Below are 12,279 nucleotides of genomic sequence, written 5' to 3'. Positions count from 1 at the left end.
TAGAAGGTATCAATAACAAGCTCAAGCTAATAAAACGCTCGGCTTATGGATTTAGAAACTTTGAAAACTTCCGAATTAGATGCTTGTTAAACTGGCATTTTAATTGTTAGTTTAGCATAACAAGTACTAAAGAACCTGAAGATTACCATCCTACGCCATCGGAAATATTTTTAATTATTGAAGTAGCTGATACTAGCCTCAAATATGATACAGAGGTGAAAGCTTCTATTTATGCCAAGTCTGGTATTGTGGATTACTGGGTTTTAGATGTAAATAGGCGCAAGCTTCATGTTTATCGCTTACCCAGTCCGCAAGGTTATCAAAGTGAGACGATTCTCGCAGAAAATGTGGAAATTTCACCTTTGGTATTTCCTGATTGCATGATTACAGTGCGGGAAATGTTAAGACCTATCGCTTAGGTATTTTGACAATCCCCCGTTTATAAAACGGGGGATTCTTGGGTCGCTTAAGCATAACCTCGACATGAAAAATTTTCTAAACTTCCTGCTCAACTCTGTAATTTTGGGCTTGATATTGTGTCATCAACTTTTTAACTTGAGCTATCACAAGCGGGTGTTTATCTTTTTGCAGTTGAGGTAAAAGTTTTAAAATAATACGGTGTGATACCACACTAAGATAAGCGATCGCTGCTTCCCTGACAAAGCCAGTGGGATGGCGCAAAGCAATCATAATTTCCGGGACAGTCAAGCGAATCTGGCTGACTTGGGCAAAATGAAAACAGCAAGCTAAACACCATTCCGAGAGGAAATTAGAGATTGTCAACAACCGACGTAGCCTGTCACTAATTGATAATTGTTGATATTCTCCTAACCCTGCGGCTGTCAGGAGATAAAGTTTTTCTTCGTGCGATCGCCGATCTAAAATATTCAGCAACAAAGATTTACAAGAGAGATTCACTGTATGGTCAAGAATTTCCAAACCTCGCGCTAAGTTAACTCCTGAATCAGACCTGATATTAAATGCTGCTGCTTGCATCTTTTCTGGAGAATAAAGTAACTTCAGTAGCATTAATAATCTTTCTTGCACATCTATTTCTAGCTCTAACAGTGCGCGTTGTAGTAATTCAAAAACTACTTTTGCGTCCTGGTTTTTGAGATTTTGTTGGAGTGTAAAGTCGATATAAGCTGCATATATATCACCTAAAAATTTCAATTCTTCCTTAATTAAAGTCTCTACCCTACCTTCATAAAATTGATCCTCTAAGCTTTTAATTTCTGGTTGTTTATGTATTTTTAAAAGGCTGCGCAAAATATGAGTTCTAGTAGAACCCCAAGATTGTTCTAAGTTTTGCCACAGACAATCCACAGCTTCTGAAGTACCTATTTGGGCAATGGTACGCCAAGCGTAAATCCTTACTAGTTCAGGTTTGTAAATATTGGTAGCTAAATGCAACAGCATTTCTATAGCTTCATTTTCTAGTTGCACTAAGGCACGCATTGCTGTGCTGCGGGTAGATTTATAATATAGTGCCCCCAAAAGTGCCGAATAATATTCCTCTAACCGAGTAGCTGCAATCATTTCTAAGACAGAACAGCGCACCCGTAAGGACTCATCTTGCAATAAATTGGGAATATAAATCCGTAAAGCTTGCAAATAAACGGCTTCTCTTAAAGCTTTGACCCCATTTACCCGTTCTCGTTCATTTTTATGAGTTAGCATTCGCCGCATGGCTTTAGTTGCCGCAACTTTTTGCATTGGCGTTCCCTGACGCAGTAGTAAAGCGGCGGCGGTGGCGCGGATGAGTGAATGTTGTCGTGGGTGCAGATACTCTTCTAATAAGCTTAAATTAGGATGTGGTTCTGCCAGCCAAACATAGCGCAAAGCTAAAGCAAATACCTCTGGTGTCACATCACCTTGAGACTGTTCCAATAAAGGGCGAACATAGGGTAAATAAAGCGGGTTAGCCTCAGCCATCAACATAACTTCCAAGCTTTGGCATTGCAAATCTGGCGGTAATTTCACTAATAGGGGTGCTAAAACTTCTACCGCGCCATGTAAATCGATTTGGGCTAAAAGTTCAATACAAGAGCGTTTATCTGCTAAACTGCCCTTTTCTCCTAAAGCTTTGACTACTCCTTGCTGAAAAACACGCAAGCCTACGTTGGTAGCACTGAGTTCGCCGCGATCTGCGCTTAAAACTAAGAGGTCAACATAGCGCGATCGCAGTAACATTACTACTCTTAAACATATCCCCGCCACTATCACGGTTTCGATGATAAATACCCATTTTTGTAGTGCTTCTGGGACATAGCGATCGCAAACCAATAAAGTTACAAAAATTACTACTCCCGCCAAACCAGTAGCGATCGCTTCTGCTGTTCCCCCCGATAATATTTGCGTCCGGCTGCGAACTCGTTCGGGAATTGGTTGATAAAGTGCAGGGCCGCTACTCATGATAAAGGTGTAGCGCAAAAGTTCATCACAGAACTTGAGAATTACTAACCCCCAGAAAAAGTTTGGCAATTGCACCCCAGTCATCACATTAAATAAGGTGATTCCCACTGGGATCAAACAGCCTACAGTAATTGGTAACAGCGCCGCCGCAAAAAATACTCCTACACGTTCAATCAAGCGGCTAGAAATAAACCACTGTGTCATTAACTCACACAGTCCAACAATCCCACCAAACAATCCCAAAAAACTAGCTAAATCGCGATCGCCAAAATTAGATTTCAATTCGCGCAGATATTGGAAATCTATGAGCAATCCAATCACTTGCAAAAGACCAACAAAGGCAAATAGCAGCCATATATAATGTTTGAGTGGTGTTTGCAGGCGGCGATGTCGAGAAGTTGATTCGGAAGTATTTAGTCTTTGTGGTGCATCAGGAAATGCTTCTCGATAGTGATGACTCAGATAGAAAAGAATTCCGGTGCCGATCATCATCACCACACAAGCGATGACAATTACCTTATTTAGCTTAGCGAATGCTACTAGCCAAGGCAAACTAAAACCGCTGATCACATCAGCTACCAACAAACCACTACTTACCAGTGGATAGGTGCGCTTAATCTCGCGAATATTAAATAATTGATTAGCGACGATCGAAGTATTGAGGTCATTGACTACATAAAGTGCGTCTACCCAAAGCCTCATCAAAAATATAACAATAACTGTTAAATAAGAAACATGTATTCCCGAATGCAAGAACACCAATAAAATTAATGGCATCACCATACAAGGTGCGATCGCCACAATTACCCAACGCAAGGGGAAAATCTTTTGTAACCAAGAGTATAAAAAAACTAGTCCAAAGCCAAGGAATGCACTAGCAATATACATCCAAGGTAAAGGATTAGCACCATATTCATCTAAAAATAACGCTACTGTACTGTCTTCCGCCCACCGTAAACCTACAGAAACAGTTGTATAAAAAATAAACATCATCCATGTCCGTTCGCTTTCCTCAGGTCGGAGATTCAACCACTGTAGCAGTCGGGACAGAATGCCTCGATTTGCCGTTAACCAGGTATTTTTGAGTTCCATTCTGCTTTTCGTTCTGGTATATTTACGGGGCATTGGGGAGCCAGTGCGTTGCGGGGGTTCCCCCCGTTGAAGCAACTGGTGTCATTGGGCATTGATTTTTTCCCTAGCCCCTAGCCCCTAAAAATAATTGCCACAGAACTTACCTAGAAATGGCAAAAGTCCTGAACAACTGAGTCTTATTTTTCCCTCTCAGCGTTCAGGACTATCATGTTTGGAGAAATTCTGCCGACTGGTATATCGGCTTTAAATCTTCAATTGTGGTTTATACTTCTGGCGAAGAACGAAGAACATTACTTGAACATTACTTTTTAGGAGAGATGAGCATCATCATATTCCTACCTTCTTTTTTCGGTGCTTGCTGCACCTCACCAAATGGCTCCAAATCAGTCGCCATTCGCTTGAGTAACTCTTCTGCTAAGTCACTGTGCTGGATTTCTCGACCCCGGAACATCACAGTAGCTTTAACTTTATCCCCATCTTTGAGAAAGCGCTCTGCTTGCTTGACACGCACATTGTAATCGTGTTCTTCTATCTTATAGCGCATCTTCACTTCCTTAACATCAGCGGTGTGCTGCTTTTTCCGAGCTTCCCGCGCCTTCTTCTCTTGTTCAAACTTGTATTTCCCGTAATCCATAATCCGGCAAACCGGCGGATCAGCTTTATCACTTAGCAGCACTAAATCCAACTCTTTTTCTTCCGCTAGCTGTAGTGCTTCGTGAGGGGGCATAATTCCCAATTGAGCACCATCAGTGTCAATGACGCGAATTTTCGGGAAGCGAATACGTTCGTTAATTTGGGGCAGATCGCGAGTTCTTTTTTTCTCAATCACAGGCATTATGATTCGTGGGAGCTCTTTGTTAAGAATTTGGCTTGGTCTTGATTGGCTGAGTTTTTGATCGGTTCGCCTCAGGATAAAGTACTAAAATAGCTGAGGACTTAAAAATTAACCTTACAGTTATAGCTTAGCTAATCCATAAGGTGGTTGAGACTTAGTCTGTATTTGTCATTCTACTCAGTCTGAGAGAATTTCTCTGAAATTGTTAATCTAAATTACACAACTTAGAGAAGCATTAAGTATTGTATCAATGGTTTAACAACTAATTGACATTTAGTTTTACAACTATATTTCCAGAATAGCAAGATTACATATAAAATACCTTGTTACCAATAAATTGTAATATTTTATACAAAAATTTACAATGATCATTGCTAATTGGTCATTGCTCATTAATTTATCTCCCTATGCCCCAATTCCCAGCTATCGTGTACACACAAGTCGAATTTTTTCTTAAATCCCAAAGAATACCCACTTAATCGCAGTGATGGTTAGAGTGGGGTAAAACTAAAGCTAAAACCTTAGTTAATCAGGTTTAAAGTGAGGTTTTGAGAATTCATGCAATTAGTATATTGATTCGGGGTAGTCGTTAGGCTGGGGTAGAACCGAGATTCTTGATGTCAAGCTTTTAATATGGAAATTAAGAGCATTTGCAAAATCAGGAACGGGAGGTAAGTGTGACAACTGGGCTAAACTGGCAACAGCGGGTTGGTAATCAAAGGGACTGGATTTGGCGAGGTTGGCAAACCCGCTATACTTATATCCGCTCTGACCAAAATCAGCAAAAGACAGTACCCTTAATTTTGTTGCATGGTTTTGGTGCTTCCATCGGGCATTGGCGACACAATTTAGAAGTATTGGCAGAACATCACACAGTATACGCTCTAGATATGTTGGGTTTTGGCGCTTCGGAAAAAGCCTCGGTGAACTACAGCGTAGAACTTTGGGTAGAACAAGTTTATGACTTTTGGAAAGCTTTTATTCGTCAACCAGTCATATTAATTGGTAATTCCAATGGTTCACTTATATCTTTAGCCGCTGCTGCTGCCCATCCTGAGATGGTGCAAGGGATAGTAATGATGAGTTTGCCCGATCCTACATTAGAGCAAGAAGCAATCCCCGCAGCACTGCGACCAATTCTAATGCCGATTATTACAACGATTAAAAAGATAGTCGCTTCTCCGATAGTACTTAAACCTGTATTTAATTTTGTGCGCCAACCTCATGTATTACGCCGTTGGGCTAGTCTTGCCTATGCTAACCCAGAGGCAATTACCGATGAACTGATAGATATTTTAGCCGGGCCGCCGCAAGATAGAGGTTCTGCTCGTGCTTTTAGTGCCTTGTTTAAAGCGGCTATGGGTGTGAACTTTAGCCCTAGTGTCAAGACTATGTTGCCCAGTTTGACAATTCCCATGCTGTTGATTTGGGGACAAAAAGACCGATTTGTGCCGCCAATACTTGCGAATCAATTTGCTCAATATAATGAGAAATTGCAAGTACTGAACTTAGAAGATGTGGGTCATTGTCCCCATGATGAAAGTCCAGAACAAGTAAACCAGGCAATTTTAAATTGGATTAATCAGTGCCTTGATGATACTCAACATCTGGCGAATTTCCCAAAATAAATGTGTCATAGTCAGGACTTAAATCCTAGTTTGCTGCGACTAGCCTATCGTCACTTGGTTAGTATCAATGCCTGTAGCCCCATTAACTGAACGAGCTACAGAGACCATTCTATTAAGAATGTCTTGGCTGGGAACTTTACCTTTAAGCACCACAGTTCCTCCTGTCTGAGCAACCCAGAGGGTATTAATATCATCCAGTTGCGAATCTTGGTCAAAAGCTAGCGCTACCCGCTTGGCTAAACCACTTTGATCGTATTCTCCATTTAAACCTAAACGTTCTGGGGGAATAGATTGAGTAGCAGTAGAAGGTGCAGTAGTCTCAGGTGCAAAGTTTGCATTAGAAGTTTGCGGTACTGCTTGGGGAGTAGGGTTTACTTCTGCGTTTTGTGGCTTTTCTAATCCAAATAGTCTTTTGAGCCAACCCATAAAATCTTTTCTCCTATAACAGGTTTATACAATCTGAGGATAAAATTCCTAGGGATTTTTCACATCTGTCAGTAAAAAGATATATATTCTCAAGGGTTTATGCTTACAGGATGATTTATGTGCAATTTTCACTCGCTCTAAAAGTTTAATCAGTGCAGTCTTGAGTTTAAAATTAGAGATCAGATTTATTTAGAAATTTAGTAGGCAGTACGTGTAGGGCGAACATTAGCTAATGTTTTGATTAGTAAAATGAAGCCTGAGCCTGTGTTGGCAAATATGAAACATACCCTTTCAGTTTTGGTAGAAGATGAGGCGGGTGTTCTGTCCCGCATTTCGAGTTTATTTGCCCGTCGCGGTTTTAATATAGAAAGCCTTGCTGTTGGCCCCGCTGAACAGGGAGGAGTTTCGCGGATCACGATGGTGGTACCTGGCGACGATCGCGTGATTGAACAGCTGACTAAGCAATTATACAAGCTGGTGAATGTTCTGAAGGTGCAGGACATTACCGAAACTCCTTGTGTTGAAAGAGAGTTAATGCTTGTCAAGGTGAATGCTACTAGCAGCAACCGCTCAGAAGTGATCGAACTATCACAAATTTTTCGGGCGCGAGTGGTAGATGTGGCGGAAGATTCTCTGACGCTGGAGGTAGTAGGCGATCCCGGTAAATTAGTGGCTATTGTGCAGGTACTACAGAAGTTTGGTCTGAGGGAAATCGCCCGCACTGGTAAAATTTCTTTGACCCGTGAGTCGGGTGTCAATACTGAATTACTCAAATCTTTGGAAGCAAAGGTGAGTTAGCAAAATTGAACATATTTGCTATGGCCGCACTGTTGTCATGATTTTGTAATACCAACGTCAAAACCATGTGTGATATTGAATTTGGTATTTGGTTACAAAATGCTTTGATTTCGGTTAGAGGTAGGGTGTCCTACCTTTAACTGATTTTTTCTTTTTTTATTTTATGGGTGGGGAAGGTTATATAGCTGTTGATTGTTGACTGTTGACTGGTTACAGGCTGGAAAGGCTTTTATTGTCAGGATTTTATCTTAGCTTGATGTCCTAATCTATCTAGCTAAGGCTATACCAATTCAAATAATTACACCCCACGGATGGGTTGGTGGAATAGGAATATGAAAGCATTTTCCGTTTCCCTTTACTTGAGGTAAATCAGCAAGTTCAATCCGGGGATGGTGCGGGAAAGAGTCCACAATACTAAGGTGATATACAATAAACCCAAGCTCCACTGATACCAGCCCAGTGTGGCGATGATGCTAGGTAGATGCTCATCTCGCATCCGAATATCGTTAAATCCCAACCGTACTAAGTTATTCAAGCTAAAATCGTAATAATTCAGCCAGTTCCAGTGGCGATCCCACAAAAGATGCATATAGCGATCACGGAATGTGGGGTTTCGGGGAATCACTGGTAAGCGTCCAATCAGCAATCGCAGCTGGCGGAAGGTTCCATCTTCTGTGAAGTAAGAAACGTCCAATAAATCGTGATAGCGGCCTTGCTGATAGAGTCGCATTAATAAGATTATTGGTATGGGGACAATAATCATTAACAGACATCCTAGTGTCAGCCAAGGTTGTTCTGCACTGCGAAAGATGGCTAATAAGCTGAAAAATTCTAAGCAAGTAAAACTAACTAATATAGATATAGTTTCGTAATATGTAGGAATAATCGCCACGGGACGCAGACGACGATAGCGATCGACTAGCCAAAATAGCAAGCCAAAAAAAGCGATCGCTACACCACCAACACCAAAGACGAGCCAAATATTTGTACCATAGCCACTCAGTAGCAGCAGTAGACTCAAAGCTAAGCAACTCCAAGCTAAAAGTAACCAGCTACCTAAGGATAAAGGTTCGCTGACAATCAGGCGATCGCGCAATTGGTTATAGGTGTCTAAATCAATGTCTGCTAAAGTCAGTAATTCACTGCTGTTACGAAATAATTTAACTTGACGCCGTTGGGCGATCGCTTCTGCTTGGTTGGCAGTAAAACCTAATCTCTTTAAACTAGCTAAAGGAGCCTTATTAATATTTGTAGACAGCAATCGGTGACTTAACTCCTTCAATCGCAATCGCTGTTTTGTATACTCCAGTTGGTTAGCATCCGCAATTTGCTGTTGCTGACGAAAATTTTGTCCTAAATTACGCAAAACGTTTTGATTCCCTTGCAAAGTCGGGACGCAAAATCTCTTACCAATATCGCCAGAATTACCTAAAATTTTCGCTTGATTCGAGTTAAAACTTAAACCAGCCACAGTTAAAAAAGCATCCTGAGCAAAATTTGCATCGCTAAAATCTGCCAGGTTGATAATGCTAGCGCCTCGTAAACTCACCGATTGATCAAACTGGGCTTCGCGAAAAATCACTGCTTGGTCAAAAGTCGCATCTGTTAATAAAAAAAATTGCTCGAAATCCGCTTTAGTAAACTGTGCTTGTCCGAAAAAATGTACCTCTGAAAAATCAGTATTTCCTAGCCATTGCACGCTATTAAATTTTGTCAACTGCTTAAAATTGACTTGGTTGAAGTTAGCATTACCTGCAAATATGCTGTGTTGAAAGTCAGCAGTTTCTTGAAATTGAGACTGCTTAAAACTACCTTTATTAAAAAAAATACTTTCTTGAAAATTGCTCAAATGTCGAAAAGTCGCACCAGTAAAGCTGACATCACGACTGAATCTAGTTTCATTCCAGTGAGTTGGCTGAACAAAAATTGCTCCTTGAGCATCTACAGATTGCAGAAAGAAGATATTAGAAAACCAAACTTCACCATTAAAACGAGTTTGTACTAATGTTAACGAACCGCGAAATACAGTAATTTCACTTGCTGCTGATTGCGTACCTAAAAGCGAGCGACAATCTTTAGAGTTAGAGAAACCCACAGCGAGCGATCGCAAACAAACCAGGCGCAAACTTTCTAGTTGTTCTTGTTCACTTGGGGTAAAAATTGGCGCTATTTCTTGGGCGTAGAGAGGAGTTCTTAAGCCTAAATCGTTACCCATAAAATCCCCTTGAATTAGAGAATAGCTGAGGTCTAAACCCAAAGGTTTTGCGCGTGGTTTTTGTAATTCTTTACGCATCAATTGATAAAAAGTATCACGGAAATTGGCGTTTTCGGGGCGTAAATCAATCACCATCTGTCGCAAATCTATTGTTAAATTCCCTTCGCGGAGTATTGGTGTCCGTAATCTTTCTTGTAATAATTCCAGGGTTAAAGGTGTGCGTTGAAGTGAAGTTTGAACTGCGGTGGCTGGTAAGGGAAATAAAAGTAGAAGAATTAATAAAACGCAAAGGAACACAGAGTACACCGCAGAGGAGCGCAGAGAAACTACTTTGCGTACCTCTGCGTATAACCTTTGCGATCCTTTGGGTTTTAAAGATAATTTACTCAAATTGTTTTTTACTATTCATTGCTAATCAGCAGAACAATTTTACCTGTGATAGACCCACTTTCAAGTAATTGATGAGCTTTTGCTGCTTCTGCTAAAGGAAATTTGTGGCTGACATGGATTTTTAGCTTACCTTCATCAATCCAAGTTGCACAATGTTGGAGAATTTCGGCGTGGTGCTGAAGTCCTTCCACCATTCCTTGCAGCATGGGTGTTAACATCAGTTCCAAACCGATGCGGAGGTTACGAATTCTCGCTGCTTTCCATACAGTATTGGCATCTGGTTCTAGGATTGTCACAATGTCGCCATATACCCGCACGGCTGGGAAGGTTTTGTGAAAGGTTTCGCCGCCAACAGTATCAAAAGCTAAGTCTACCCCATCGCCACCAGTCCAATCTAAGGCGGCTTGTACAAAGTCGGTTTGTTTGTAAAAAATTACTTTGTCAGCACCTAATTGTTTGACAAAGTTCGCCTTATCTTCAGAACTGACGGTGGTGGCGACATTAGCACCTTTGAGTTTAGCTAGTTGAATGGCTACATGGCCAACGCCACCAGCACCAGCATGAATTAAAACTTTTTCTTTCGGTTCTAATCTTCCCCGTTCATATAAAGCTTCCCAGGCGGTAATTAGTACTAAGGGTGCAGCTGCGGCTGTGGCAAAGGATACGGAAGCTGGTTTATGTGCCACAAAGCGCTCATCAACGATGGTATATTCAGCATAATTACCTTGGTAAGCGCCTAAACCGCCATAGCAAAAATACACCGCGTCTCCTGGACGAAAGCGCTGTACCCCAGCACCAACGGCTTCTACAACACCTGCACCATCACATCCGAGAATGGCAGGCATTTGTTCGGGGTAGAATGTACCGCGTTGACGTAATTTTGTATCAATAGGATTTATACCAGCTGCTACCAAGCGTACTAAAAGTTCAGTATCTCCTACAGGAACAGCAGGGTTTGTCACTTCTTGGATTTGCAGCACGTTAGGACTTCCAGCTGCTGTCATTAACACTGCTTTCATAACTTTTTCCTCATGGCTGAAGCTAGATGCACAATTATTTGCATATTTGCAACTTTAGCTCATTAAACACCATGAAGATGCTCAGGATAACAGAGAAAAAGCGATCGCCCTAATTTAACTAATTTAAAGATCTCAACCTCTAGAAACTAAGGATGCGTCTGCAATTGAATTTGCTGTGTACTTTGTAAGGGTGCTTCTGGGTTGCGGGTGAGTGTAGTAACTGTGACACCTAAAGCAGATAGCGCAACTATACAAACCCCAGCTAGCCATCTAACTTGCTGACGCAAATAGTTAAGCTCTCGGTTCATATTATCTATTTCTAACTGAGAATATGGTTTGATTTGTGAAGTTTCCACAGCAATTTCTTGAGGTAAATCTGTTGGATCTTCAAAAGCAACCTTTATTTCTAACCAGTTAGTAATTAACTGCGGACAATTTTTTTCAAACCAATGCCAGGCAATAACTCTAAACACAGGTTTAGACATTTTGGCAATTAGTTTTATTGTCCGGTTTAAAGGACGGAACTGCAATCGGCGGTTAATTAAGTTTACTGAGCCAATATCATAAAGACAATCAATAATCAGCTTAATAGTAGCTTCTTCACTATTAGCTAAATTTTTTAATAAAAGGTGAACATCTTGCATTCGTTCAGCTGCAAGACGTTGATGTGCTAAGTTCTCTGGAGATATTACAGTTTGAGGACGATTATTTCTTGGAACTATGGTCATACTGTTATCTTAAAATTCTCAAATGTTAAATGTGAGGATTTTGATCAAAAATCTTTTTTTATTAAAATGGAAATAAATTATATGGTTATTTTTTGGTAATTTTCTATCTATCATTAGATGTATTCAAGATTTTTTAGAGATTTTATCAAAAATGAATATAACTTCCTATGTCCATAAAACCCAGTATTAAAGTGTTTATTTTAGTCTGACTGATACTAAAGGAAATCCGACTTAATAACCACAGATTTTAGTAACTAAAACTGATTACTTTATAGATTATCCCCAAGTAATGTAGACAGTAATATGAACAACTGTACTGCTATCACTCCTAAATATTCAAGATGCCGAATAAAAGATATGTCCAAGGACAAAAAAATCTGGTATTGATGACAGGCTAATACTTTGGATAGAAGTGGTTTTAATCCTATGGTAGACGTTTAGATAAAAAGCAGAAGTTATTCTTAGTCAAAGTTACCTCGACGCATAGCAAACCGTCGTGGGGGTTTTTACGAGGGTAGAGAATTACTATCTCGATCAAGCCAAGCTGATGCAATCAGTTAATCGCCAAGTTCATACTCAAAACACAACTTGTTTCAGAAGATGAAGATAGTTATGAATCTAGTGATAATCTTCATGTGGTTTAAATCCCGTTGAAAACTGTTGAGGCTTTTTCTTAATCCTATATATTTCAATGTTTTCAGTCCTGTTGTCATTATTTGGCAGGGTTATTAAT

10 protein-coding genes are annotated in these 12,279 nt (G+C 40.4%); 4 read left to right on the top strand and 6 right to left on the bottom strand.

The window, feature by feature from the left end; translation table 11 throughout:
- Positions 1-110 (top strand): transposase (locus H6G41_RS25260; RefSeq protein ID WP_190749769.1); only part of this gene is annotated, 110 nt, incomplete at its 5' end.
- Between the two features lie 6 nt (positions 111-116).
- Positions 117-419, top strand: coding sequence for a Uma2 family endonuclease (locus tag H6G41_RS25255; RefSeq protein ID WP_190749777.1), 303 nt, complete (start codon positions 117-119; stop codon positions 417-419).
- A gap of 76 nt (positions 420-495) precedes the next feature.
- Here the strand turns inward: H6G41_RS25255 and H6G41_RS25250 are convergent, their stop codons facing one another.
- Positions 496-3,507 (bottom strand): MFS transporter, encoded by a 3,012-nt coding sequence (locus tag H6G41_RS25250; RefSeq protein WP_190749767.1) that lies wholly within the window; start codon positions 3,505-3,507, stop codon positions 496-498.
- Positions 3,508-3,808: 301 nt separating this feature from the next.
- Positions 3,809-4,342, bottom strand: coding sequence for a translation initiation factor IF-3 (gene infC, locus H6G41_RS25245; RefSeq protein ID WP_190749765.1), 534 nt, complete (start codon positions 4,340-4,342; stop codon positions 3,809-3,811).
- 677 nt (positions 4,343-5,019) lie between these two features.
- On the opposite strand from infC, the gene H6G41_RS25240 reads away from it, so the two are divergent.
- The gene (locus H6G41_RS25240; RefSeq protein WP_190749763.1) at positions 5,020-5,970 is read left to right on the top strand and encodes an alpha/beta fold hydrolase; all 951 of its coding nucleotides are present in this window, start codon (positions 5,020-5,022) and stop codon (positions 5,968-5,970) included.
- Between the two features lie 39 nt (positions 5,971-6,009).
- Here H6G41_RS25240 and H6G41_RS25235 read toward each other — a convergent pair whose 3' ends face one another.
- Complete coding sequence (locus H6G41_RS25235) at positions 6,010-6,396, bottom strand: BON domain-containing protein (protein ID WP_190749761.1); 387 nt, start codon at positions 6,394-6,396, stop codon at positions 6,010-6,012.
- A gap of 276 nt (positions 6,397-6,672) precedes the next feature.
- On the opposite strand from H6G41_RS25235, the gene ilvN reads away from it, so the two are divergent.
- Positions 6,673-7,194, top strand: coding sequence for an acetolactate synthase small subunit (gene ilvN, locus H6G41_RS25230; RefSeq protein ID WP_096645640.1), 522 nt, complete (start codon positions 6,673-6,675; stop codon positions 7,192-7,194).
- 355 nt (positions 7,195-7,549) lie between these two features.
- Here ilvN and H6G41_RS25225 read toward each other — a convergent pair whose 3' ends face one another.
- The 3 genes from H6G41_RS25225 to H6G41_RS25215 all read right to left on the bottom strand — a co-directional run bounded on the left by H6G41_RS25225 (position 7,550) and on the right by H6G41_RS25215 (position 11,546).
- Positions 7,550-9,799 (bottom strand): pentapeptide repeat-containing protein, encoded by a 2,250-nt coding sequence (locus tag H6G41_RS25225; protein ID WP_190749759.1) that lies wholly within the window; start codon positions 9,797-9,799, stop codon positions 7,550-7,552.
- A gap of 11 nt (positions 9,800-9,810) precedes the next feature.
- Positions 9,811-10,818: a zinc-dependent alcohol dehydrogenase family protein gene (locus H6G41_RS25220; RefSeq protein ID WP_190749757.1), complete on the bottom strand. Its 1,008-nt coding sequence runs from the start codon at positions 10,816-10,818 to the stop codon at positions 9,811-9,813.
- A gap of 146 nt (positions 10,819-10,964) precedes the next feature.
- Positions 10,965-11,546: a hypothetical protein gene (locus H6G41_RS25215; protein ID WP_190749755.1), complete on the bottom strand. Its 582-nt coding sequence runs from the start codon at positions 11,544-11,546 to the stop codon at positions 10,965-10,967.
- Positions 11,547-12,279: the final 733 nt, after the last annotated feature.

This window comes from Tolypothrix sp. FACHB-123, assembly GCF_014697075.1.
GTDB lineage: Bacteria > Cyanobacteriota > Cyanobacteriia > Cyanobacteriales > Nostocaceae > Aulosira.
The sequence above is the reverse complement of the archived record's forward strand: the minus strand, read 5'-3'. Positions and strand labels throughout refer to the sequence as shown.

Coding starts and splice junctions, on each gene's coding strand:
- H6G41_RS25250 (WP_190749767.1), bottom strand. CDS start 3,507: ATGGAACTCAAAAATACCTGGTTAACGGCAAATCGAGGCATTCTGTCC.
- infC (WP_190749765.1), bottom strand. CDS start 4,342: ATGCCTGTGATTGAGAAAAAAAGAACTCGCGATCTGCCCCAAATTAAC.
- H6G41_RS25235 (WP_190749761.1), bottom strand. CDS start 6,396: ATGGGTTGGCTCAAAAGACTATTTGGATTAGAAAAGCCACAAAACGCA.
- ilvN (WP_096645640.1), top strand. CDS start 6,673: ATGAAACATACCCTTTCAGTTTTGGTAGAAGATGAGGCGGGTGTTCTG.
- H6G41_RS25220 (WP_190749757.1), bottom strand. CDS start 10,818: ATGAAAGCAGTGTTAATGACAGCAGCTGGAAGTCCTAACGTGCTGCAA.
- H6G41_RS25215 (WP_190749755.1), bottom strand. CDS start 11,546: ATGACCATAGTTCCAAGAAATAATCGTCCTCAAACTGTAATATCTCCA.